This window comes from Coriobacteriia bacterium (assembly GCA_041658765.1).
Taxonomy (GTDB): domain Bacteria; phylum Actinomycetota; class Coriobacteriia; order Anaerosomatales; family JBAZZO01; genus JBAZZO01.
Genome location: JBAZZO010000008.1, coordinates 1 through 23,680 on the forward strand (window position 1 = coordinate 1; position 23,680 = coordinate 23,680).

The 23,680-nt window shown below is 66.3% G+C and carries 20 protein-coding genes; 7 read left to right on the forward strand and 13 right to left on the reverse strand.

Annotated features, from left to right (window positions below; translation table 11 throughout):
* Positions 1 to 109: 109 nt before the first annotated feature.
* The 4 genes from WC971_06030 to WC971_06045 all read right to left on the reverse strand — a co-directional run bounded on the left by WC971_06030 (position 110) and on the right by WC971_06045 (position 3,620).
* The gene (locus tag WC971_06030; protein MFA5844375.1) at positions 110 to 727 is read right to left on the reverse strand and encodes a CDGSH iron-sulfur domain-containing protein; all 618 of its coding nucleotides are present in this window, start codon (positions 725 to 727) and stop codon (positions 110 to 112) included.
* Positions 728 to 772: 45 nt separating this feature from the next.
* Positions 773 to 1,489: an alpha/beta hydrolase gene (locus WC971_06035; GenBank protein ID MFA5844376.1), complete on the reverse strand. Its 717-nt coding sequence runs from the start codon at positions 1,487 to 1,489 to the stop codon at positions 773 to 775.
* A 24-nt stretch (positions 1,490 to 1,513) separates the two neighbouring features.
* Positions 1,514 to 3,322, reverse strand: a complete 1,809-nt coding sequence (gene typA, locus WC971_06040; protein MFA5844377.1) for a translational GTPase TypA — start codon at positions 3,320 to 3,322, stop codon at positions 1,514 to 1,516.
* A gap of 94 nt (positions 3,323 to 3,416) precedes the next feature.
* Entirely contained in the window at positions 3,417 to 3,620 is a 204-nt protein-coding gene (locus WC971_06045; protein MFA5844378.1) for a cold-shock protein, read from the reverse strand.
* Positions 3,621 to 3,880: 260 nt separating this feature from the next.
* Between WC971_06045 and WC971_06050 the strand changes: the two genes are divergently transcribed.
* The gene (locus WC971_06050) at positions 3,881 to 4,240 is read left to right on the forward strand and encodes a hypothetical protein (GenBank protein ID MFA5844379.1); all 360 of its coding nucleotides are present in this window, start codon (positions 3,881 to 3,883) and stop codon (positions 4,238 to 4,240) included.
* A 26-nt stretch (positions 4,241 to 4,266) separates the two neighbouring features.
* Positions 4,267 to 4,869, forward strand: coding sequence for a GAF domain-containing protein (locus WC971_06055; protein ID MFA5844380.1), 603 nt, complete (start codon positions 4,267 to 4,269; stop codon positions 4,867 to 4,869).
* On the opposite strand, the gene WC971_06060 is transcribed toward WC971_06055, so the two are convergent.
* Positions 4,835 to 5,974 (reverse strand): HD domain-containing phosphohydrolase, encoded by a 1,140-nt coding sequence (locus WC971_06060; protein MFA5844381.1) that lies wholly within the window; start codon positions 5,972 to 5,974, stop codon positions 4,835 to 4,837. The two genes, WC971_06055 and WC971_06060, sit on opposite strands and share 35 nt — an antisense overlap.
* An 89-nt stretch (positions 5,975 to 6,063) precedes the next feature.
* Between WC971_06060 and WC971_06065 the strand changes: the two genes are divergently transcribed.
* The 5 genes from WC971_06065 to WC971_06085 all read left to right on the forward strand — a co-directional run bounded on the left by WC971_06065 (position 6,064) and on the right by WC971_06085 (position 12,364).
* Positions 6,064 to 7,536, forward strand: coding sequence for an adenylate/guanylate cyclase domain-containing protein (locus WC971_06065; GenBank protein ID MFA5844382.1), 1,473 nt, complete (start codon positions 6,064 to 6,066; stop codon positions 7,534 to 7,536).
* 65 nt (positions 7,537 to 7,601) lie between these two features.
* Positions 7,602 to 8,126: a MarR family transcriptional regulator gene (locus tag WC971_06070; protein ID MFA5844383.1), complete on the forward strand. Its 525-nt coding sequence runs from the start codon at positions 7,602 to 7,604 to the stop codon at positions 8,124 to 8,126.
* On the forward strand, positions 8,127 to 9,857 hold the full coding sequence (locus tag WC971_06075; protein MFA5844384.1) for an ABC transporter ATP-binding protein: 1,731 nt from the start codon (positions 8,127 to 8,129) through the stop codon (positions 9,855 to 9,857).
* A complete protein-coding gene (locus tag WC971_06080) occupies positions 9,854 to 11,860 on the forward strand; it encodes an ABC transporter ATP-binding protein (GenBank protein MFA5844385.1) in 2,007 nt (668 codons plus the stop codon). The genes WC971_06075 and WC971_06080 overlap by 4 nt, the downstream gene beginning before the upstream one ends.
* Before the next feature lie 3 nt (positions 11,861 to 11,863).
* The gene (locus WC971_06085) at positions 11,864 to 12,364 is read left to right on the forward strand and encodes a PaaI family thioesterase (protein ID MFA5844386.1); all 501 of its coding nucleotides are present in this window, start codon (positions 11,864 to 11,866) and stop codon (positions 12,362 to 12,364) included.
* 21 nt (positions 12,365 to 12,385) lie between these two features.
* Here the strand turns inward: WC971_06085 and WC971_06090 are convergent, their stop codons facing one another.
* From WC971_06090 to WC971_06125, 8 genes are all read right to left on the reverse strand, one after another.
* Complete coding sequence (locus WC971_06090; GenBank protein ID MFA5844387.1) at positions 12,386 to 13,282, reverse strand: formate dehydrogenase accessory protein FdhE; 897 nt, start codon at positions 13,280 to 13,282, stop codon at positions 12,386 to 12,388.
* Positions 13,283 to 13,382: 100 nt separating this feature from the next.
* Entirely contained in the window at positions 13,383 to 14,054 is a 672-nt protein-coding gene (locus WC971_06095; protein ID MFA5844388.1) for a cytochrome b/b6 domain-containing protein, read from the reverse strand.
* Entirely contained in the window at positions 14,051 to 14,869 is an 819-nt protein-coding gene (locus WC971_06100; protein MFA5844389.1) for a 4Fe-4S dicluster domain-containing protein, read from the reverse strand. The genes WC971_06095 and WC971_06100 overlap by 4 nt, the downstream gene beginning before the upstream one ends.
* Positions 14,870 to 14,883: 14 nt before the next feature.
* A complete protein-coding gene (locus tag WC971_06105) occupies positions 14,884 to 18,045 on the reverse strand; it encodes a molybdopterin-dependent oxidoreductase (GenBank protein ID MFA5844390.1) in 3,162 nt (1,053 codons plus the stop codon).
* 227 nt (positions 18,046 to 18,272) lie between these two features.
* Positions 18,273 to 18,869 (reverse strand): hypothetical protein, encoded by a 597-nt coding sequence (locus tag WC971_06110; GenBank protein MFA5844391.1) that lies wholly within the window; start codon positions 18,867 to 18,869, stop codon positions 18,273 to 18,275.
* Between the two features lie 67 nt (positions 18,870 to 18,936).
* The gene (locus WC971_06115; protein ID MFA5844392.1) at positions 18,937 to 19,839 is read right to left on the reverse strand and encodes a DMT family transporter; all 903 of its coding nucleotides are present in this window, start codon (positions 19,837 to 19,839) and stop codon (positions 18,937 to 18,939) included.
* Between the two features lie 147 nt (positions 19,840 to 19,986).
* Positions 19,987 to 21,477 (reverse strand): MFS transporter, encoded by a 1,491-nt coding sequence (locus WC971_06120; GenBank protein ID MFA5844393.1) that lies wholly within the window; start codon positions 21,475 to 21,477, stop codon positions 19,987 to 19,989.
* 188 nt (positions 21,478 to 21,665) lie between these two features.
* The gene (locus WC971_06125; GenBank protein MFA5844394.1) at positions 21,666 to 23,408 is read right to left on the reverse strand and encodes an LssY C-terminal domain-containing protein; all 1,743 of its coding nucleotides are present in this window, start codon (positions 23,406 to 23,408) and stop codon (positions 21,666 to 21,668) included.
* Between the last annotated feature and the right edge of the window lie 272 nt (positions 23,409 to 23,680).

Genomic DNA, 23,680 nt, shown 5'->3' on the forward strand with positions numbered 1-23,680 from the left:
CGCAAGCTTCTGACCAGCGGGAATACGGACGCCTAGATACACGCCGTTTCTGCGCATGATCGCTCGTCTTCGCAGCTTAGACCCATCAAACGCGGACTATTCGCGGGAGTTAGCTGCGGAACCCAGGGCACAGCGTCACGCGGTTGCGGACCTCGTATCCGTCCCCGTCCGCCGCGAACACCGGGATGCCTCCCCGTACCCACAGCGGTCCGCTCACGCCGAGCCCCGGATCCTGGACGAGGCCTATCGACGGCTCGAGCGCCGGCTCGTGCGGCTCCTCGGTGTCGTGGTCGCACGCCACGTACCGGCCCGACGGACACAGCGCCGCCTCCTCCTCGACGAGAGCGACGGAGTCGGGGTCGTCGGCCGCCGTCACGAGGTTCCAGAGCCCTCCCGCGCGGTCGCAGAAGCGGGCCTCGGCGCACAGATGCCGAGCGTCGCGCAATTTCAGCGCGGGACCGGTCGTGCACGCCGCCTGGTCGACGTAGGGCTCGCGGCTCGCCGTCTCCGTCCCGTCGAAGCCAACGGTCGCGTGCCCCCCGTCGCAGAAGGGCTTGCTCCCCGAACGTCCGCAACGGCAGAGCGCGTAGCAGTCCTCGGCCGGCAATGCCTCTCCCTCTACCCACGCGACCGACTCACCGCGCTCGTTCGTGGAGATCGCCGTCTTCGACATCGGCACGCCTCCCGAGACGAAGTACGGGCCGTCGGCCGTCACGTCGATACGCATGTCGCCCTCCCATCGCGCCGGCGCGCGGCACGCGCCGCACAAGTCCTACGTACCCGTCGCGCGGGCTTCCAGCCACGCCCGCACGACCTCGAAGAAGGGCTCCCGGGCTTGCCGCTCCCGCCAGGGGCTGTGCCCGCAGGCGTCGAGCTCCACGTATTCGAGACGCGCCAGGTGCGGCTCCAAGCTCGCACGGATCATCTTCCCGGGGTGTGGATCGTACGTCCCATGCACCATGAGGACTTCGGAGGTGATCGATTCGAACGCGGCCGGGTAGACGCCTTCCGCCTGTAGCAGGAGCATGTCTTCCCATGTCTCCTCGTGCGCCAGAGCGTCGAAGGGCACCTCGCTCGGCCCCCTCGACTCGGCGTCGAAGTCGTAAGGCGAGGGAAGATGGGCGCGTTCGTCGAGCGTCGCCGTGAGTCTCGAGCGCGACTCTGTGTCGAAGGTCCCGCAGCCGATGAGGACGAGAGGTCCGGCGCTGCAGGGGTGCGCGGCCGCGTAGGCGAGAGCGAGCATGGCGCCCCAAGACTCGCCGACGATCGCCGGACGGACGCCTTCGAGTCCCGAGACCAGCTCGTGCAGGTCGGCCACGTGCAGCGCGACGGTCAGCGGCTCGCCGCCGCTGTCGCGCTGCCACGGCTCGAGCACGCGGAAAGCGTCTGAGAGCCCGCGCGCGATAGGAGCCGCCTCACCCGTGGCGGCAGGGCCGCCGTGGAGGACGACGACGAGCGGACCGCGCGCTCCCCAGGTGCGTACGCGCAAGAGCCCCCCGGCCTCCACCGCGGCCTACCCCCTCCCGGCCTTCTTCCTCTGCGTCCCGCTCAGTATCCGCTTGCGCAGCCGTATGCTCTTCGGAGTGACCTCGACGAGCTCGTCGTCCTCGATGTACTCGAGCGCCTCCTCGAGGGTGAACGTCGCCGGGGGGACGAGCTGGATCGCCTTGTCGGCGCTGGCCGCGCGCGTGTTCGTCAGCTGCTTGGCCTTCGCGACGTTGACGACGAGGTCGCCCTCTTTCGCGTGCTCGCCGACGATCATCCCCTCGTAGCACATCTCGCCGGGGCCGACGAAGAGCGTGCCGCGCGTCTGGAGCGTGTCGAGCGCGTATGCGACGGCCTTGTCGGTCGACATCGCGATGAGCGACCCGTTCTGCCGCCCGCCGATACCCGCGCGCATCGGACCGTACGCGGCGAAATGGTGGAAGAGCGTCGCCTCTCCGCGCGTCGAGTTGAGGATGCGCGTGCGCAGGCCCATCACGCCGCGGGACGGGATGCGGAACTCGAGATGGACGCGCTCGTCGCGCTGGACCATGTCGGTCATCTCACCACCGCGGGAACCGAAGATCTCGATGACCTTGCCCGCATACTCGCTCGGCACGTCGACGACGGCGAGCTCGATGGGCTCGAGGGTCTTGCCGCCCTCCTTCTTGAGGATGACCGTCGGCCTGCCGACCTGGAACTCGTGACCCTCGCGGCGCATCGTCTCCATGAGCACGGATAGGTGCAGCACGCCACGGCCGGCGACCTCCATCCCGTCGCGGTCGGGCGTCTCGGCGATGCGCATCGAGATGTTGCCCTCGGCCTCGCGCATGAGCCGCTCCTTGATCTGGCGGCCTCCGACGATGTCTCCCTCACCTCCGACGAGCGGGCTCGTCGACGACGAGAAGACCACCGACATCGTCGGCTCCTCGACGTGGATCGGAGCGAGCGTGACCGGATCGATGCGACAGGTGAACATGTCGCCGATGTCGGCGTCCTCCACGCCCACGACGGCGCAGATGTCCCCCGCGTGGGCGCTCTCCGCTTCTTGCCGCCCCATGCCCTCGAAGGTGTACAGCGCCTTCACCGAAGCCTGGTAGCGGCTGCCGTCGTTCTTGATCACGAGGATGCGCTCGCCGTCGTGGAGGGTGCCGGAGAAGACACGTCCGATGCCGATCCTGCCGACGAAGCTCGAGTAGTCGATCGTGCAGACCTGCATCGCGACCGGGCCGTCGGGATCGCAATCGGGCGGCGGGATATGGTCGATGATCGCGTCGAGCAGCGGCAGCATGTCGTCGCCCTCGTCGGTCGGGTCGAGCCTCGCGTATCCCGCGACCGCATCGGTGTACACCACGGGGAAATCGAGCTGGTCGTCGTTCGCGCCCAGGTCGAGCATGAGATCGAAGACGGAGTCGACCACCTCGTGGGGCATGCAACCCGGACGGTCGATCTTGTTGACCACCACCAGGGGCTTCAGCCCATGCTCGAGCGCGTGACGAAGCACGAAACGGGTCTGCGGCATGGGGCCGTCGAACGCGTCGACGATGAGCAGCGCGCCGTCGGCCATCTTCAGCACCCGCTCCACCTCGCCGCCGAAATCCGCATGGCCGGGGGTGTCGATGACGTTGATCTTCGTGGAGCGATAGCGGATCGAGATGTTCTTCGCAAGGATGGTTATCCCGCGTTCCCGTTCCTGGTCACTGCTGTCGAGCACGCGCTCGGCGACCTGCTGATTGTCGCGAAAGACGTGAGTCGACTGCAGGAGGCGGTCGACGAGCGTCGTCTTCCCGTGGTCGACGTGGGCGATGATCGCGATGTTGCGTATGTCGTCCTGGCGCATGACTCTCCGTGGGTGGCGGGAAGGGGACGTACGAAAGGGCGGCCCCGGGGGACCGCCCTTCCAGGGCAGACCTGGTCACTCAAGATCCGAAGAACTAGATCTTGCGGACGTTGCTCGCCTGCTGCTTGCCGTTCTGGCCGGTGGTGATGTCGAACGACACGGCCTGACCCTCGTCGAGGGTCTTGAAGCCCTCTTCCTGGATCTCGCTGAAGTGGACGAACACGTCGTCGCCACCCTCATGCGAGATAAAGCCGTACCCCTTGTCCGGATTGAACCACTTGACCGTACCTTCTGCCATTCGAACCCATCCTTTCGCCCCCGCGGGGCAAAACAAAGCGACGTGACCTTTCCGCTACGAAAGCGGTCTGTCACGCCGCAAACGTACGAGCCACGAGTTGGCCCGCGGCGACAGTATACGCGAATACCGGACCGGATGCGCAAGTGCCGCGGACAGTCTGGCGCCACGCGCACTGGAACAGGGCGGGTACACCCGGCCCCCTCTGAGGCATACTGTCCTCGTATGGCCATTGCGCGCACGCACGAAAGAGGAGGGCGCGGATGCGGGCGAACCTGGGGATCGCCGGTCGGAGGCGATCGACGGTCGTCGTGCTGACCCTCTCGCTCGGTCTCGTCCTGGTCCTTTTGGGAGCCGCGCCGAAACCGGCCGCTCCTGCGGGCGCCGTCACGACGAGCATCGCCGTCCCAGCCGGCACCGAAGACCTCGTCAAGTCGCTCAAGGGCGTGAAGGTCTCCTCCACCGGAGCGACCATCACCCTCGCGGGCGGCCAGGAGGTCGGCCTGGACTTCGGCGACATAGCCGGCGGGAAGAGATCCATCTCGCTCGGCGCCATCGTCTTCGGTATCGGCGCTCTCGGACGCCTGCTCACGACACTCGGCAGGCTGGTGAAATCCTCGTGACGGTCCGGCACCCGACAGGAGGTACCTTGGAGACCAACGAACGCCACGTCGAGAAGCTCCGCATACTGGTCGAGCTCGCCTCGCTGGTGAACTCGACGCTCGATACCCACGAGATCCGTCGCCGGGCCGTCGAGGCCGCGGCGCGCCTCGTCGACGCGGACAGGGCGAGCCTGCTGCTCATCGAAGGCGCGGGCTCGAAGATGCGCTTCGAGATAGCGACGGGGGACGAGGACGACACGCTTCAGAAGATCCGCCTCGTCAAGGGACAGGGTATCGCGGGCTTTGTCGCGGACACGTGCGAGCCGGTCATCATCGCTGACGCGCAGACCGACCCGCGCTACTTCTCCGGGCTCGATCTGCAGAGCGGGTTCGTCACGAGGAGCATGCTTGCGGTGCCCGTGATGTCGCGCGGAAAGCTCGTCGGGATCCTCGAAGCGATGTGCATGCGGCCGAACGTCTTCTCCGAGGAGGATCGGAAGATGCTGTCGGCCGCCGCGGACCAGGTCGGCATCGCCATCGAGAACGCGCGCCTGTATCAGCGCCTGCGTAGCGGCTTCTTCGAGACGTGGATCATCGCGACCTGCTCCGTGGTCATCACGGTGCTGCTCGCCATCCTTCTTCTAAAGTAGCGTCCGAGTCAGCGTCCTCACAGAGCCCTCTCTTGATGGCGGAGACGAAGGCATCGACGGCCACGGGGTCGAACTGCGTGCCCGAACACCGCTCCAGCTCCGCCACCGCCTCCTTGATCGTCCGCCCGCGGCTATAGGGCCGGTCGGTCGTCATCGCATCGAACGTGTCCGCGACCGCGATGATGCGAGCGATGAGAGGGATGTCGTCCCCGGCGATACCGTCGGGGTACCCACGCCCGTCGACGCGCTCGTGGTGAGAGCGGACACCGGGAATGACAGGTCGCAGCCGGTGGACGTGGCTGAGTATCTCCGAGGCGGCCTCGCTGTGACGCTTCATCGCCGCGAACTCCTCCTCGTCGAGCGAGCCCGGCTTGCGCAGGACTTCGTCGGGGACGCCGATCTTGCCGATGTCGTGCAGGATCGCGGCGAGCCGAAGGTCCTCCGTCTCCTCCTCGGAGAGCCCGATCTCGCGCCCGATCGCCATGCTGAACGCCATGACGCGGCGTGTGTGACCGCCCGTGTACGGGTCCCGTTTCTCGATGGTGTCGGCCAGCGCCTCCGCCGTCTCGTAGAACGCCTCCCGGAGCTCCTCGTAGAGGTTCGAGTTCTCTATCGCGATGGCGACCTGGTTCGCGAGCGACGAGAGCAGTTCGCGGTCATTCTCGTCGAATGCGCCATGCCGCTTGTTGATCGCCTCGAGCGCACCGAGCGTCCTGCCGTGCGCGACGACTGGTACGCAGACCATGTCACGGGTGACGTAGTCGGAGACCCCGTCCGGCCTGCTGAAGAAGCGCTCGTCAGACTGGACGTCGCAGACGATGACCCCCTCGCACTTGTCGACGACCCAGCCGGCGATGCCCTGCCCCGGCGCCAGCCGGACCTCCTTCAGTGCGCCGTCCGAATCGCCCAGAGCGACCTCGAAGCAAAGCTCACCGGTGTCGCGGTCGGCCAGCAGCAGACTGCCGCGCTCCGCGTCCACCAGGCGCGCCGCGGCCTCCACCGCGCGCCGCCTGATGACGGAGCCCTCCAGCGTCGAGTTCACGAGCGCCGAGAGGTCCATCAGCGCCCTCAGCTGGCGCACCAGACGCGCATGCTGCTCTTCCACCGCTTGCCTCCGCACTAAGAAGCGTCCTTGGCGCGATGATACGCCGCCGTCTGCTTGTCCGGTATCGCGAAAGGAGACACAATCTCCTCATGCGCTACCGCACCAAGCTCCTGCTGCTCTTCATCGCCCTCGCCGTGGTCACGAACAGCGTCTCGGTGGGATGGCTCTATCTTCGGGCGCGCGCCGACCTCTTCGACCAGATCAACACGACCGCGCTCTCGATCGCGGACAGCCTAGCGAGCCAGGTCGACCCCGGGCAGCACCGTTCCGTGCTCACGCGCGACGACGAGACCTCCCCAGCGTATCTTGCCCTCGTGCGGCAGTTCCGCGCCGTGCGCGACGCCAACCGCCGCGACGACGTCTACGTGAAGTTCGTCTACAGTTTCCGGCCGGTCCCGGGCAAGTCCGGCTCCGCGGCCTACGTCATCGACGCCGAGGAGGACGCCGAGGACAGGTCCCACGTCGGTGACCCGTACATCTTCAAGGAGATGGACAAGTACCCGCCGGACTTCCAGAAGCCCCAGGTGTTGCCCGTGCTCGTCGAGGACCAGTGGGGGACGTGGCTCTCCGCGACAGCGCCCCTGCTCGATGAAGACGGCACGTCCTTCGGGGCCGTCGGTGTCGACATCAGCGCGACGGACGTGGTCGCCCAGCTCCGCACGCTGCTCCTCGGAGGCCTGCTCACCCTGCTCGCGTCGCTCGTCCTCGCCGTGGCGCTCGCCTTCGTGCTCTCGCGCCATGTCGCTCGACCGCTCGCCGACATCCGCGACGCAGCCGCGGCGATCGGGGGCGGCGACTTCACCGCGCGCGTCGCCATGTCCACCCACGACGAGTTCGCCGAGGTCGGTGGCGCCATCAACGAGATGGCGGTCGGTCTGATGCAGCGCGACAACCTCAAGGCCACACTCGTGCGCTACGTGTCGCAGGAAGTGGCCGACGAGATAATCGCCTCCGGACACCTCCCGGACCTTGAGACGCAGCGGCGGAAGATCACGGTGCTCTTCGCCGACATGCGCGGGTTCACCAGCATCTCCGAGGGCATGTCCCCCGAGGAGATCGTGCTGCTCCTCAACCGCTACTTTGACCGGATGATCGAGACCATCTTCCGCAACAAGGGCTACCTCAACAAGTTCATCGGAGACGGGCTGATGGCCGTCTTCGGCGCGCCGCTCGACGATCCCTACCAGGAGGAGCACGCGGTCCGCACGGCGCTCGAGATGTGTGACGAGCTCCGCCTGCTCGAGGAGTCCTACCGCAAGGAGCGGGACATCGACCTGCGAGTCGCGATCGGCATCAACACGGGCGTCGCCGTCGTGGGCAACGTCGGCTCGCAGCAGAAGATGGAGTACACGGCCATCGGCGACGCGGTGAACACCGCCTCCCGGCTCGAGTCCGCCGCCAAGGAGATGAACCGGTCGATCATCGTGAGCGAGTACACCTACGTCGCCGTCCGCAACCTCTTCCACTTCGAACGCGTCGGGGAGATACAGGTCAAGGGCAAGACTGACCTCGTACCGGCATACGCGGTCGAAGGCGTCGCGGAGACTCCGGCCGAAGGCTGAGGACCGGGCGCGAGACTCATCGCACGGGTGTGTTTGCATGCTAATCATTCGTGTGCTAATCTTCCGTGGACCACTCACGGAAGGACCTGGACATGAAGCACCACCCCGGCTGCTCGGGCCCGCCGCACATACCTCTCGACGGCGTCGACCCGCTGTCGTTCGAGGTCTTCCGCGCACTCATGGACACGATGAAGATGAACGGCCGCCTGCTCATGAAGACGATGGCGGGTCGCGGCGGCCACCCCGGGCAGGCTGGATGCCTGTGGGCGATCGGGACGCGCGAAGGCATCAGCCAACGGGAACTCGCCGAGATGGTGCACGTCGCCCCGCCCACGGTGACCGCGATGCTCCAGAAGATGGAGAAGGCCGGGTTCGTCGAGCGTTGGGTCGACGAGGACGACCAGCGCATCACCCGGCTGCGGCTCACGGAGACCGGACGCGCGCTCAACCACGACCTTCGGGTCGCCCATGGCCAGTACATCGCCGCGACCATCGGCTCCATGACCGAGGACGACCGGCGCGAACTCGTCCGGCTGCTCGGGGTCCTCTCGCACAGCATCGGATCCGCGCTCGACCGGCTGGAGGAGTAGATGACCGACCTGCTCAAGACCTATCTGAAGCCCTACGGGAAGCAGATCGTGCTCGTCATGGTCCTGCTCCTGGTCCAGGCGATCGCCAACCTGTACCTTCCGAACCTCAACGCCGACATCATCAACAACGGCGTCGCCAAGGGCGACACCGCCTACATCGTGTCGACCGGCGGGTTCATGCTCGCGGTGACGTTCCTGCTGGGGATCGCCGCGATCATCTCAGTCTACTGGGGCTCCAAGACGGCGATGGCCTTCGGGCGAGACCTCCGCGCGGCGATCTTCCGCAAGGTGCAGACCTTCTCCCAGCAGGAGGTCAACCTCTTCGGCGCCCCCTCGCTGATCACGCGAAACACCAACGACGTCCAGCAGCTCCAGATGATGGTCGTCTTCGCGCTGAACATGATCATCTCGGCGCCGATAATGGTCGTCGGAGGCGTGATCATGGCCCTGCGGGAGGACGTCCCCCTCTCCGGCATCCTCGTCGTCATCATCCCGCTGATGGCGACCGTGATCGGCATCCTCGCATCGAAGGCGATACCGCTGTTCAAGGCGATGCAGGTCAAGATCGACGACGTGAACCGGGTCATGCGCGAGAAGCTGGCCGGCATCCGCGTCATCCGCGCGTTCGTCCGCACCGGATACGAGCAGGAGCGGTTCGACGCCGCGAACCGCGACCTCACCGACACCGCCCTGAAGGTCAACCGCATGCTGGCGCTCATGATGCCCTCGCTCATGGCGATCATGAACCTCTCGCTCGTGGCCGTGATGTGGTTCGGCGGGCTTCGCATCGAGAGCGGCGCGATGCCCATCGGCAACCTGACCGCGTTCCTCACCTACATCATGCAGATCCTCTTCTCCGTGCTCATGGCCACGATCATGTTCGTCATGGTCCCGCGAGCGGCCGTCTCGGCCGACCGCATCCAGAAGGTGCTCACGACCGAGCCGACCGTCAACGACCCCGCCACGCCCGCGCCGACGAGCGTCACGAAGGGCTTCATCGAGTTCAAGAACGTCGAGTTCCGCTACCCCGGCGCCGAACAGCCCGTGCTGTGCGACATCTCCTTCTCCGCGGCGCCCGGTGAGGTCACCGCGATCGTCGGAAGCACGGGCAGCGGCAAGTCGACGCTCATCAACCTGATCCCGCGCCTCTACGACATCACGTCGGGCTCCATCACGGTCGACGGCACCGACATCCGGGAGATGGACCGCGAGGACCTGTGGCGAAAGATCGGCTTCGTGCCCCAGAAGGCGTTCCTCTTCTCGGGAACGGTCGCGAGCAACCTGCGCTACGGCGACCAGGACGCGACCGACGAGCGACTGTGGCACGCGCTCGAGGTGGCGCAGGGCAAGAGCTTCGTCTCCGAGATGCCCGAAGGTCTCGAGGCTCCCATCACGCAGGGCGGCACGAGCGTCTCCGGCGGCCAGCGCCAGCGACTCGCCATCGCCCGCGCACTCGTCAAGGATCCCGAGGTCTACGTCTTCGACGACAGCTTCTCGGCGCTCGACTTCAAGACGGACTCGATGCTGCGGGCGGCGCTCAAGAAGGAGATCACCCACGCGACCACGATCATCGTCGCCCAGCGCGTGAGCACCATCATGCACGCCGACCGCATCATCGTCCTCGACGGCGGCGACATCGTGGGCATCGGGACCCACGACGAGTTGATGGAGACCAGCCCGACGTACCGCGAGATCGTCTACTCGCAGCTCACCCAGGAGGAGATCGCATGAGCGAGCCCACCCCCCGCTCAGAGAAGAGCGCGTCTTTCGGACCCAGGCCCGGGGGCCCGAGGCCCGGCGGCGGCCCCATGGGCGGCGGACCGTTCGGCGGTCACGGCATAGGCGCTGCAGTGGTCAAACCGAAGGACTTCGGCGCCTCGTTCAAGCGGCTCATGGGCCAGCTGAAGCCTCAGATGTGGCGCATCGTGATCGTCATGCTCCTCGCGATCGTGAGCGTGTCGTTCTCGATCGCGGGGCCGAAGCTCCTCGGTAGAGCCACCAACAAGCTGTTCCAGGGCGTGATCGGCAAGCAGCTCCCCGCCGACGTTCCGAAGGCGGCCATCGTCCAAGGGCTGCGCGCGAAGGGCCAGGACCGTCTGGCGGACATGCTGTCGGCGATGGACGTCACCCCCGGCGTGGGCGTGGACTTCCCCGCCATCGCGCGTATCCTCGTGCTGCTCGCGGTCGTGTACCTCCTGTCCGCGCTGTTCGCCTGGGGACAGGGCTACATCATGGCCGGCGTCGCTCAGCGCACCGTCTTCAAGTTGAGGAAGGACGTGGACGAGAAACTGGCGCGGCTGCCGCTCTCCTACTTCGACGGCCACGCCCGCGGCGACATCCTCTCCCGCGTGACGAACGACATCGACAACATCGCCAACTCGCTGCAGCAGAGCCTCACCCAGCTCATCACGGCGCTGTTCACCATCATCGGCGTGCTCGGCATGATGTTCTCGATCTCGCTGCTGCTGGCGTGCATCTCTCTGCTGACCCTGCCGATCGCGCTGGTCATAACCATGACGATCGCGAAGCGCTCGCAGAAACAGTTCGCGCTGCAGTGGGAGCGCACCGGCGACCTCAACGGGCATGTCGAGGAGATGCACACCGGACACAGCATCGTGAAGATCTTCGGCCGCCAGGCCGAGGCCATCGCGATCTTCGAGGAGCGCAACGACAAGCTGTTCGACGCGAGCTTCCGCGCGCAGTTCATCTCCGGGATCATCCAGCCCTCGATGAATTTCATCGGCAACCTCAACTACGTCGCCATCGCCGTCATCGGCGGCCTTCGCGTGGCGTCGGGCACCCTCTCTCTCGGCGACGTGCAGGCGTTCATCCAGTACTCGCGCCAGTTCACGATGCCGATCGCGCAGACCGCGTCGATCGCGAACGTCTTCCAGTCGGCCGTCGCCTCCTCGGAGCGCGTCTTCGAGCTGCTCGACGAGGCCGAGGAGAAGCCCGACACCGCGAGTCCCATGCGACTCGCGAAGGCTACCGGCGCCGTGGCGCTCGAACACGTCTCGTTCCGCTACAAGCCGGACGAGCCGCTCATCGACGACCTGAACCTCGACGTGAAGCCGGGCCAGACCGTCGCGATCGTCGGCCCGACCGGCGCCGGCAAGACCACCGTCGTGAACCTGCTCATGCGCTTCTACGAGATCGACGAAGGCCGCATCCTTCTCGACGGCGTCGACATCCGCGACATGACCCGGGACGACCTGCGCGCGACGTTCGGGATGGTCCTGCAGGACACGTGGCTGTTCGGTGGGACGATCCGCGACAACATCGCCTACGGGCGCGAAGAGGCCACCGAGGAGCACATCGTCGAAGCGGCGAAGGCGGCGTACGTCGACCACTTCGTCCGCACGCTCACCGACGGCTACGACACCAAGCTCGACGACGAGGCAGGCAACCTCTCGGCGGGCGAGAAGCAGCTGCTCACCATCGCCCGAGCGTTCCTCGCGGACCCGGAGATCCTCATCCTCGACGAGGCGACGAGCTCGGTCGACACGCGCACCGAGGTGCTGATCCAGAAGGCGATGCGCGAGCTGATGAAGAGTCGCACCTCGTTCGTCATCGCCCACCGCCTCTCGACGATCCGCGACGCCGACGTGATCCTCGTGATGGACCACGGCAGGATCATCGAGACCGGCACGCACGAGGAGCTGCTCGCGGCGAAGGGCTTCTACTTCGACCTCTACAACAGCCAGTTCCTCGAGAGCTTCGACGAGGCGGTGTAGGCGATGCCGACGCGTCGCGTCCTGGCCGCGCAGAACATCAGCCGCATGTGCGCGGTCTGCGGCGTCGAGAACGGCGCCGGCCTCCACGCGCGCTTCCTCGAACTCGAGGGCGGCGAGCTGCTCGGCGTCTTCCGGCCGACGCCCGAACAGCAGGGGTATCCCGGCAGGCTCCACGGCGGCCTCGCCTCGACGATCCTCGACGAGACCATCGGTCGGGCGGTGAGCATGAGCGACCCCGATGCCTGGGGAGTCACCGTCGAGCTGACCGTGCGGTTCCGGAAGCCGGTGCCGCTCGACGGTGACGTCCGCGCTCTCGCCCGGATCACCAAGGACGGCGGGCGGATCTTCGAGGGCTCGGGGGAGATACTCCTCGAAGACGGCACCGTCGCCGTCGAGGCGCGCGGCCGCTACCTCCGGATGCCTATCGAGAGCATCGCGGAGGGCGACTTCGGCTCCGAGTGGTTCACCGACGAGCGTGAGCGGCCCGCGACCGTGGAGATCTAGTCGGCGCAGAACGGAGGTCGGTCAGCCCCTGTCCTCATCGCCGGCGGGCGAGTACCCATTCGTTCGCGCGATCGCGTCGAGAGTCACGCAGACCGCGTCCTCGACGACCATCGACGTCCGCCGCTTCATCTCGTCCTCGAAGACCACCCTCAGGTAGCCGTGGCATTCGTCGCAGAGGTGGAGCCGATGCGCCGGATCGCTCTCCTCGTACGTGTAGCGCATCCTCACGGTCGCGCGCGAGCCGCAACGGGCACACCTCAGGCGCTCGAAACCCCATTCGGCATGGCACAGCGAGCACCAAAGGCCGCGCTGGCCACCCTGCAGCGCGGTGCTCTCACCCATCCGGCCCAGCGCCGCCGGCGAGCCGCAGACCGGGCAGGACCCCGAATCCCACAAGCTCCACCGAATCTCGCCCAGAGACTCGAGCGCCGCGGCCGAGGGGCCGGTGAGGAAGGGGGAAAGCGCCGAGGTCAGGACGAACGAGACGGTCGGCAAGGAGAGCGCAGTCCCGCTGTCTCCGAGCGCTTCCCAGACCTGACTCGCGAACGCCTCGGGATCCTTCACGGCATCCGCGATCCTCTCGTCGTTCAGCGCGCTGGCCAGGTCGGCCTCCCTCAGGGCGATCGCCTGCCCCGGGTCGAGACCGGCCGCATCCGCGACGTGTGCCGCGATCTTCCCCACGACGGCCCGATACTCCTCACCGGGCACCTTCGGTTCGCTCAACAGGAAGAGCGGCTGGCCCGTCACCAAGGACTCCGTCGCGGCTTCGGCGACCGGCGCCTCGTAGCCGGGAGCACCAGCCTCGGCTTCCGCCTGGATCTCCCATATCCCCTTGAAGAACCGCAACCGGGCCGCCGAGTCCTCATCGGCGGCCTCGAGATACGCGTCAGCGGCCTCGATCACTTCGTCCGTCCTCATCGGTCTCCCCTCTTGCCGGCCGCACCCATCGAGACGGCGGCTTACGGAAGGGCCGGACCCGATCCCGGGCCCGGCCCTTCCGGTATGGCCGTCGGACGATCTACTCCTGGACCACGTTCTTCCCGCTGGTGAGCTGCTCGTCCGCCCAGTGGCCCCAGTGGTACCGTGCGTCGGACTCCGATACGCGGCCGTCGCCGAACATCAGGCGCGCCGAACCGCGATACGGCTGGAAGATGCCGGCGCCCAGGTACGCGTGCGCCATCCCGATCATCGCGATCATGACGAACGAGACGTCATGCGCGAGCAGGGCGAGGCGGAGCACCATGGGATCGACGAACCTGCCCGCCCAGAGCACGACGCCGCTGATCGCTATCAACACGGCGAAGCAGACGAGCGCGATGTCGGCGAGCCTCTGCCCGGACTTCGTCTCGTGCTGCTTGGGCATGTGCGTCGTCTTCGGGGTGAACAGGTACTTGACGAACAGCTTCATGAACAGCTTGTCGTCATCGTCCCACTTGGCGAAGTTGTTCTTCACCATGTGCGAGAAACCCTTGGGCGCCGCGATGAGCGCGAACAGCGGTATCGCGATGAACGCCACCGCGAAGACCCGATGACCCAAGCGGAGGATCTGCACGACGTCGCGGCCCACGGCCTGTCCGAGAGCGGGCACGAAGACGAAGAGGCCGCTCAGGATGAGAGCGATGCAGGCGGTGGTGTGGATACCGTGCGTCCACCGCTTCAATGCGCTGTGGCGCTGTATGTAGCGAGTCACTGCCCCTCCTCCTCACTCTTGGAAGCGCCCACGTTCGACGCGTCGCGCTTGTACCCGATGCCTGTCAGGAACGAGATGCCGAGACCGCCGAAGACCGCGGCCACGCCCAGGCCGGTGAGAGGCTTGAGCAGGTGCCACAGAGCGATCGAGTCGGGGGCTTTCGGGTCGCGCACGAGCCCGTGTGCGTCGAGACCGAACTTCGCGACGAACAGCGAATGCATGCCGCCCATCTCGGACTCCCCGTAGAGTTCGGCCTTGTCGAACCCCTCGGCCTGGAGATCCTCGACGCGCTTCTTGCCGGCCGCGATCATGTCCGCCCGAGGGCCATACGAGAGCGCGTGCGCCGGGCAGGTCTTGACGCACGCGGGCAGAAGGCCCCGCGCGGTGCGGTCGTTGCACAGCGTGCACTTGTTCGAGACTCCGAGCTCCCCGCGGAACTTGGGGACCCCGAACGGGCACGCGGCGTTGCAGTACTTGCACCCCACGCACTTCGCCCTGTCGAGATTCACCGTCCCGTCATCGAGCTTGCTGATCGCACCGACCGGGCACGCTTCCGCGCACGCCGCGTTCGTGCAGTGGAAGCACGCCCGGCGGGAGAACGCCCACTCGATGCCGCTGGTGGTGTCCTCCTCGCGGAACTCGATGAGAAGACGCGTGTCGCCGTTCAGGTCCGACATGCTCTGGTATGAGCCGGTGAACTCGTAACCGTCCTTGACGAGGCTCGAGGGGAGCATGTTCCACTGCTTGCACTGCACGCTGCAGCCCTTGCACGCGCTGCACTTCGATGAGTCGTACAGGATCGCGTTCTCAGCCATGAGTCATACCCTCCCTATGCCTTCTCGACGTTGACGAGGTACGCCTTGTACTCGGGGATGGAGCTGTTCGCATCTCCGACGTTCGGCGTGAGGTCGTTCGCGATCGCGCCGGTAGCGTAGCCGGAGGCGTAGCCCCAGTGCCATGGCATGCCGACCTGGTGCACGGTCTTGCCGTCGATGTCGAACGGCTTGAAGCGCGGGGTGACCATCGCGGCCATCTCGATCGAGCCCCGGTCGTTGAAGACCCGGACCTGATCGCCGTTGGTGATGCCCTTCTCCTCCGCGAGCTCGAGCGATATCTCGACGAACATCTTCGGCATGGCCTCCGCCAGCCACGGGATGTTGCGAGTCATGCCGCCGGTCTGCCAATGCTCCGTCAGACGGTAGGTGGTGCAGACGATCGGGTACTTCTTCGGATCGCCCGGCTTCACCGATGCCGCTTTCCCGAAGGTCAAGCCGGGATTCGACTGGCGGCCGTTGAACAGGTTGGTCACTGGGGTCTCGAACGGCTCGTAGTGCTCGGGGAACGGGCCGTCCTTCATCCCGTTCAGGCCGAAGAGATGACCGGCTCCGTCCGACTGCATGATGAAGGCGGTGTTGTTCGGCGGGATCCAGCTCAGGACGATCTTCGCGTCCTTCGGGTCGGTGACCTTGAACGCGAAGTCAGGCACGTCGTTGTTCTTCCACTCGGTGCCGGTCCACTCGACGAGCATCCTGGCGGGATTCCAGGGCTTGCCGGTGATGTCCGCCGACGCGCGGTTGTAGACGATGCGGCGGTTGACCGGCCACGAGAACGACCACTTCGGGAAGAGGCCCAGTTCGCCCGGGTCGTCCTTGAGCCGCGAGCCGGTCGGCTGCTTCGTCGGATCGCCGGGGGCGTCGTTGTTGTTGTAGTAGCCGGAGTAGATCCACACGCCGCATGCCGTGGAGCCGTCCGCCTTGAGCAGGGGGAAGTTCTTGACGAGCTTGCCGTCGGCGACGGTGTAGCCGTTCATGCCCCGGGCGACCTTCGTGATGTCCGACTTGCCGTCCGTCTCGTAAGGCCAATACAGCTTGGTGAGCTGCTCAGGATTGGGGCCGGCCTCGGCCTCGAAGAGCTCCTTCAGCTTCTTGTAGAGCTCGTGCATGATCTCGAAGTCGTCCTTCGCCTCTCCTGGGGGATCGAGGGCCTTGTAGCGCCACTGGACCCAGCGGCCGGAGTTCGAGATCGTGCCCTGCTTCTCGTAGTGAGCCGCGGCTGGGAGCATGAAGACCTCGGTCTGGATCGCCGCCGAGTCGACGCCCGGCGCCTTCCAGAACTGCATGGTCTCGGTCTCCCACAGGTCGACGGCGACGAGCCAGTCGAGCTTCGCCATCATCTTGCGCTCGAACGTCGAGTTCGGGCCGGCGACGGCCGGGTTCTGACCCCAGCACATCATGCCCTTGACGATGCCTTCGCTGACGGACTCGAAGACGCCGATGTGGGTGTGGTTGACCTTGTTGAGCTTCGGGAGCATGTCGTACGCATAATCGTTCCCGAACGTGGCGTAGGGGCCGTAGACCTCCTTGAGGTAGCTGACGACCCACTTCGGCAGGTTGGTCTTGAACCCGGCGCCGGGAGTCTCCCCGGCGAGATACGCCGCGAGATCCGGGTACTTCGCCGCAGTAGGGGTGTTCATGTACGCCGGCCACGTGTTCGCGAGCGTTCCCATGTCCGTCGAGCCCTGGACGTTGGCCTCACCGCGAAGCGCGTTGATGCCGCCACCGGCGACGCCGATGTTGCCCAGGAGCATCTGGACGAGGGCCATGGCGCGCACGTTCTGCGAGCCGTAGGTGTGCTGGGTCTGGCCCATCGCATACAGGATGGTCCCGGACTTGGCGGGTGCGCCGGATGCGGCGAACGTCTCCCACACCTCGAGGAGCTTCTCTTCGGGGCAACCGGTGACCTTGGAGACCATCTCGGGCGTGTAGCGCTCGTAGTGCTTCTTCATCAGCTGCCACACGCACTGCGGATCCTGCATGGTCGGATCCTTCTTGGCGACCTTCGCAGCCGGAAGCTCGAACTTCGGGACGCCCGCGGCGGTCACGTAGGCGGTCGCCGCCGGCTTGCCGGTCTTCGGGTCCAGGCCCGTGTTCCAGGGCTTGACCTCCGCTACCTGGTACTTCCAATCGTCGACCGCGTACTTGTTCTCCTTGTCGTCCCAGCCAGAGAACAAGCCAGTGGCCTCGTCGAACTTGTACGCGGGATTCACGAGGAACGTGGCGTTCGTGTAATCCTTGACGTAGTCCTTCTGCCACAGGTCGTTGTCGATGATGTACTTCATGAGACCGCCGTAGAAGGCGATGTCGGTACCGGACCTCAGGGGAGCGTAGATATCCGCCAGAGCGGCGGAACGGGTGAAGCGGGGGTCGACGACGATGTACTTCGCGCCCTTCGCCCTCGCTTCCTGCACCCACGCCATGGTGACGGGGTGGTTCTCGGCGTTGTTGGAGCCTATAGCCAGGATGACATCAGCGTTCTTGAAGTCGCAGAAATGGTTCGTCATCGCTCCGCGACCGAATGAGGGGCCAAGACCGGCCACCGTGGAGCTGTGTCATATACGGGCCTGATGTTCGATGTAGGTCAGACCGAGCCCACGGCACAACTTCTGGAGCGCGTAGCCCTCCTCGTTGTCGAGCGCGGCGGCACCGAAGTTGGCGATGGCCTCGCAACGGTTGACGGTCACACCCGCTTCGTCCTTGAGCTCGTAGTTCTCGTCGCGGGTCTTCTTGATCCGCGTGGCGATCTCCTCGATCGCCTTCTCCCACGAGATGTCCTCCCACTCGGCCTTGCCGGCACGACGTACCTTCGGCTTGGTCAGGCGGTTGGGATTGAGGATCCGCTCGCCGGTCTTGTCGTCGTAGATGGAGCGGACGCTGAACTGGGAGGATCCCTTCGAGCAGAGACCACCGCGATTGATCGGGTGGTCCGGATCGCCCTCTATGTTGATGAGTTCGCCGTTCCGGACCGAGACGATGGTCCCGCATCCGCCTGAGCAGTAACAGCAGATGGTCGCTGTCTCCTGCACGTCGACGAGTTTCCACCCCGTCTCAGTCCCGACCGCCAGAGCGGAAGACTGGCCGACGAACTCGTACATCGCGGTCGTCATCAGCGCTGCGCCGGTCAGCTTGAGAAATCCCCGCCTTGTGACTCCCATCCCTACCTCCCATTCGTATTCGACGATTGCGAGTAGGCTGGATGTCGCCCCGGGCCGTGTCGGCGGACCGGATGAGAGCAAGAAAAATGCACCTAGATCGGTGCATCATCCAGCGTGATGGAGCCTTTGCGACTGCGGATACACTACTGACGTTATAGCACACGGAATACCCGAACGTGCGCGTCCCTGGATGTGTCCGGCGAACGGCCTCCGGTGTCGTGCGCAGCCTAGCCCTGACGCCCCTCGATAGCGGCCAGCAGGATAGCGGCCGCGATGCCGAGACGCCGGTCGAACCGGCCGGACGGGTCCATCGAGAAGTCGACGTTCACCTTGTAGACGAAGGGGTTGAACGCCTGGTCGATGCTGCCGACCTTCTGCCCGGTGGCAGGGTCGGGGAAGAAGACGTCGTACTTCTGCGGCACGAGGTTCGTGAGCAGGCGGCGAAGGAGCGCCAGGGCCATGCTGTCCTCGATCAGCGTGCCGATCTTGGTCTCGGCGGCATCGAGCACTTCCCACTCGTCGCGCAGTATCGAGCGCCCGCCTCGACGGCGCATGACGCCGACCTTCTCACCGGAGACGGAGTCGGTCACGTCGTAGGACGCGGAGAAGTCCAAGACCTGCCGCGCCTGGATGCAGAGAAGCTCGGTCGTCTTCGCGACGTCGGCGTAGACGCGGATGTCCTCCTTGAGTTTGAACGCCTTCTGCTCGCAGAACGCGGCGAGCGCGCCCTGCGCGTCCCAGACGTGGAACGCGCCCCCCGCGAGCTTGAGCACCTTGCGCCGAACCAAGTAGCGGTCCGCGACGAACGTCCCGTGGACACTCATGTGTCCTCCTCCTCGAAGGTGAGCCTACCCGCATGATGACACACGCGACGGCAGGCGGTTCGGGCCGCTACCTAGCGGCGGCGCGCTGGACGAGCCAGGCGCCCGCGAGGATCGCCGCTCCAGCCACGGCCGTGACCGGCGCCGGGCGTTCCCCGAGGACGACGGCGGCGAGCAAGAGCCCGAACAGCGGCTGCGTGAACTGGATTCCCGCGATCCGGCTGATCCCGCCCTTCGCGAGCGCCCAATACCAGGCGATGTAGCCCAGGATCGACGTGAGCAGGGCGAGCACGAGGACCGAGACCCAGGCCGCAGAGCCCGCATGGGGCCATCCCCGGGACGCGAGGGTCCATCCGAGCAGGGGCAGCAGCGCGATCGACGAGAAGCTCACACCCCAAAGCGTCGTCGACCGGGCCGGGTATCCGGATCCCGTCAAGAGCGCACCGGCAGCGTATCCCGCCGCGCAGACGACCGCCGACACGAGGATGATCGCGTCCCCCCGCGTGCCAGCGCCCGACGCGGCGCCGGCGGTCCTCCAAACGATCACCGCCGCCTCGCCGGACAGCGCGATCGCGCATCCCGCCATCCACGTCTTGGAGACCCGTCGACGCTCGAGGAGCGTCCCGAACAGGCTCGTGAACACCGGCAGCGTCGCGAGGATCAGAGCCCCGTGCAGTGCGGAGGTGACGTGCTGGCCGACGGTGAACAGGAGCGGGAAGACGACGAACGCGGCTAAGCCGGAGAAGCCCAGCAAGGCCTTGCCCCGCGAGTCCGCGGGGAGGGGCTGGCGCCACGCGATGACGAGCGGTAGAGCGACGCAGCCCGCCAGCACGGTCCTGAGGATGCCTACCAGCAGGGGGTCGATCTCCGCGGCTGCCACCTTGGTGAACAGCGGCGTCCCGCCCCAGACGACCATGACGGCGAGAGCGACCGCGACCGGGATGCCGACGGCTGTGTCCTGCTTGACAGACATGCGGCTCCCTCTGACGACGCGGCGCGAGCACGGACAACGGTACCAGTACGCCACCCGGGACGCATCGTCGCAGGAGCGCGAAACGCCCGCCCCCATCCCGGGGGCGGGCGTCTTTCGCTCATCGCGCTTCCCGCGCGAGGACCTTGTCTAGACCTCGTCAGGGGCGATCTGCGGAAGCCTGCTGGCGTGCTCCGCATGCATCGCGTGCGACTCGCCTGAGTGGATGTCGATCTGCTTGGTCTCCGGGAGCAGGACCAGACCGACGAAGAAGCACACACCCGCGACGATCATCGGGTACCACAGACCGGCGTAGTTGTTGCCGGTCGCGCCCAACAGGCTCAGACCGATGATCGGGACCATCCCGCCGAACACGCCATTGCCGATGTGGTACGGCAGAGACATCGACGTGTAGCGGATCTTCGTCGGGAAGAGCTCGACGAGGAACGCGGCGATCGGACCGTAGACCATCGTCACGTAGATGACCTGGACGAAGATGCAAGCGCCGAGCACCCACGGGTTGTAGCCCTGGTACGGGAAGATGAACTGCTGGAACTCGACGATCGCGGCGGGATTGGCGGCGATGGCCGGCGACGACCCCAGCGCGGCAACCGCAGGCTGGTTGTACGTGGCAGGCGCGAAGGCGGCCATGAGACCGTAGAGCGGGTACCACGTCAGCACGGCCAGTGCCATGCCGCCCAGCATGATTGGCTTGCGGCCGATGCGATCGGACAGCGAACCGAAGAACACGAAGAACGGTGTCGCCACGAGCAGCGCGCCGGCTATGATGACGTTCGAAGGGATCAGGGCGACGTGGAACACCTTCTGAAGGTAGAACAGCGCGTAGAACTGTCCCGTGTACCACACGACGCCCTGGCCCATGGTCGCGCCGAACAGCGCGAGCAGGACCCACCTGAGGTTGTACGGGTTGCCGAAGCTCTCCTTGATCGGGTTCTTGGAGAGCCCGCCGGACTTCTTCAGACCGGAGAAGAGCGGAGACTCCTTGAGCGAGATGCGGATGTAGAGCGAGACCAGGACGAGTATGGCCGACACGAGGAACGGGACACGCCAGCCCCACGCATCGAACTTCACTTCGCCCAAGATGCTGCGCGTGGCGAGGATGACGCCGAGCGACATGAACAGACCGGCGGTCGCCGTGATCTGGATCCAACTCGTGAAGAAGCCGCGGCGACGCTCCGGCGAGTGCTCGGCCACGTACGTGGCCGCGCCACCGTACTCGCCACCGAGCGCCAAGCCCTGCAGGATGCGCAATCCGATCAGGATGACGCCCGCGATCGGACCGATCTTGTCGATCGTGGGGAGCAGGCCGACGGCGAACGTGCAGATACCCATCAGGGTCATGGTGACCATGAAGGTGTACTTGCGGCCGATCAGGTCGCCGATCCTGCCGAACACGATCGCGCCGAACGGGCGGACGACGAAACCGACGGCGAACGCCGCCAGCCACGCGATCATGTTCCCGAGGCTCGTGCCCGTCTGGTAGAACTTGCTGGAAATGACCGTAGCCAAGCTGCCGAAGATGTAGAAGTCGTACCACTCGACCATCGTGCCGACCGACGAGGCCGCAATGATCTTGACGATCCCTTTCTCCGAGACCGTGTTCGCTGCGGTGTCTGCCATCTCCCTGCCTCCCTTGCCGTCGCCTGGCGCCCTATGCCGACGAACACACCTGGGCGCGCGGTAGCCTTCCTGGCAGCGATGATAGGGGTGTTCGGAGCGTCAACAGAGAAGCACACCCGCGAACGGGCTTCCCGTGCCAGGGAACGGCGGCGTTTCCTCGGCAAACGGTAGGGCGGTCGGCCGCGCGTCTACCGCGTCGCCTCCAGCACCGACGCATACCCCTGCGTGAACCAAGGGTCGCCCTGCGCGTTCGTGCCCGTGCTCGGCGACGTCACGCGCAGGCGCTCCAGGAGGGCGACTCGGCCGGTCCCGACCAGACCGTCCACGACGAAGGCCTGCTCGGCGTCGATGTCCGGGGCGATGTGATGTGTCGGCAGCGGGATCGTGCTCCCGATCTCCAGGCGAGAATCGAACGACGCCGTCGCGACCCAGACCGGCACTCCGGCGAGCGTGACATGCGTCCGCCAGAAGCGGGCGTGATGGCGCCGGCGCACGGTGGCCACGCCCTCGTGCTTCTCGAACGCGATGTCCTGCACCGCTCCTCCGAGGAACGTGGGCGTCACCGGTGCGGTCGGGTACGGTCGATTCCCGAGTGCGGCGAAGACCGCTCGGGTCAGCGTCGCGAACGAAGGCTTGTCGGCGACCTGCCACCCGGCGGCCTCGAACGCCGAGGTCAGCATGGCGGGCGTGCCGACGAAGACGATCCCGATCGGCTCTTGCGGTGAGCCGTCGAGCTTCTCGGAGTGGAGCGGCAGCCGCCGGAGGTCGGCCGAAGTCGGAAGGGGCCGGCCTGTCGGGCCGGTCGCGACGACCCACGGCCGAGCAGGCGTCTCGGCGGTCACCTTCGCAAGCAGCGGGTCGACCTGTGCTCCCGCGACCACGGCGGCGACCGCGGCGAGCGAAACGGCGAGTGTCGCGACACGGCGGGACCGCAGGCCGGACCACACCGGCCATGCTTCTCGCATCCCCCCATACCGGACGAGCATCAGGTAGCAGCCGCACGTGACGCTGAGCCAAGCGAGCGCGAGCGACCATGAAGCGAACACGTCACTCGTCCAGTGCACGCCCAGGTAGACTCGCGACAGTCCCACGGCGGCAACGGCGGATCCAGCGACGAACAGGACCGCGAGCCGGACCCGAAGGTTCCCTGATCCTCGCCAGAGCACGAAGACGACGACACCGGCCAACAGCAGACTCTCGAACGCGTGTCCCGACGGGAAGCTGAACGACGACGGCTCCTTGATGAGTGCGAAGGCGACCGGAGGCCGTGGCCGACGGAACGCCAGCTTCAAGAGCGTCTGAAGCACGACCCCGCTGGAGAGCGTGATGACGAGCATCGCCGCCTCACCGCGTCGGCCCCACATCGTGAGCAACAGGGCCGAGATACCCGCCAGGAGCAGGATCACGCGGGAGTCGGCGAGAACGGTCGCGATCCACAGCAGACGCGTCAGCGCGGGCGTCCGGAAGACACGCAGGAGCGCCGAGATCCGCGGGTCGTAGCTCGTGATCGCCCGGGACAGAGCGAGCGACCGCGCGATGGACACGAAACCCGAGAGGAAGTAGAGAGCCGAAGCGGTGGTCAGAGTCAGGTAGAGCCCGCCCGGTCTCTCTCGCGAAGTCCGTCTGCCGAGCCATCCGAAGAAACGCGGGTGGCGCCCGACAAGGGCGCGGACCTCCGTGTCGTCTCGCAAGGCGCGCCAGACGCTTGCGCCCACGCTTCGAGCGGACCGCCAGAGGCCGGGACCGAAGGACGCGACGAACCAGTCGAGGAGCAGGACCAGCGCGGCGATGAAGGCGCCGAACGTCACGAAGGCGACGGTGCGATCGGCCCACGCCGACACCAGTCGCAACGCCCACAAGAGCGCGATGCCCGCCGTAAGCGCGACTACGACGCGAGAGCGAGTTCCGACCCGACGCTTCGTCCTGGACACCCCCACTCGTCCGGTGGACAGAGCCTATCACGGGTCTCGCCGACCCGACGCACGAAGGCCCGCCTCTTCCGGGGCGGGCCTTCATCATGTCGCTCTGGCGGAGAGGGGGGGGTTCGAACCCCCGTGACGGGGATACCGCCAAACGGTTTTCGAGTGCGAGGGAGCGCATACCGGAGGGGAACGGACGAGAGCATCTGGTGCTGCTCCGTGCGCATAGTGAGCCATTCGCATCCGCTTCGTGTCACGTCATGACAGCCGCTGACGGTCGACCC

What these genes read in the sequence shown, in the direction of transcription:
- WC971_06030 (MFA5844375.1), bottom strand. Translation starts at nt 727, where the DNA reads ATGCGTATCGACGTGACGGCCGACGGCCCGTACTTCGTCTCGGGAGGC.
- typA (MFA5844377.1), bottom strand. Translation starts at nt 3,322, where the DNA reads ATGCGCCAGGACGACATACGCAACATCGCGATCATCGCCCACGTCGAC.
- WC971_06045 (MFA5844378.1), bottom strand. Translation starts at nt 3,620, where the DNA reads ATGGCAGAAGGTACGGTCAAGTGGTTCAATCCGGACAAGGGGTACGGC.
- WC971_06050 (MFA5844379.1), top strand. Translation starts at nt 3,881, where the DNA reads ATGCGGGCGAACCTGGGGATCGCCGGTCGGAGGCGATCGACGGTCGTC.
- WC971_06065 (MFA5844382.1), top strand. Translation starts at nt 6,064, where the DNA reads ATGCGCTACCGCACCAAGCTCCTGCTGCTCTTCATCGCCCTCGCCGTG.
- WC971_06075 (MFA5844384.1), top strand. Translation starts at nt 8,127, where the DNA reads ATGACCGACCTGCTCAAGACCTATCTGAAGCCCTACGGGAAGCAGATC.
- WC971_06080 (MFA5844385.1), top strand. Translation starts at nt 9,854, where the DNA reads ATGAGCGAGCCCACCCCCCGCTCAGAGAAGAGCGCGTCTTTCGGACCC.
- WC971_06085 (MFA5844386.1), top strand. Translation starts at nt 11,864, where the DNA reads ATGCCGACGCGTCGCGTCCTGGCCGCGCAGAACATCAGCCGCATGTGC.
- WC971_06090 (MFA5844387.1), bottom strand. Translation starts at nt 13,282, where the DNA reads ATGAGGACGGACGAAGTGATCGAGGCCGCTGACGCGTATCTCGAGGCC.
- WC971_06100 (MFA5844389.1), bottom strand. Translation starts at nt 14,869, where the DNA reads ATGGCTGAGAACGCGATCCTGTACGACTCATCGAAGTGCAGCGCGTGC.
- WC971_06110 (MFA5844391.1), bottom strand. Translation starts at nt 18,869, where the DNA reads ATGAGTGTCCACGGGACGTTCGTCGCGGACCGCTACTTGGTTCGGCGC.
- WC971_06115 (MFA5844392.1), bottom strand. Translation starts at nt 19,839, where the DNA reads ATGTCTGTCAAGCAGGACACAGCCGTCGGCATCCCGGTCGCGGTCGCT.
- WC971_06120 (MFA5844393.1), bottom strand. Translation starts at nt 21,477, where the DNA reads ATGGCAGACACCGCAGCGAACACGGTCTCGGAGAAAGGGATCGTCAAG.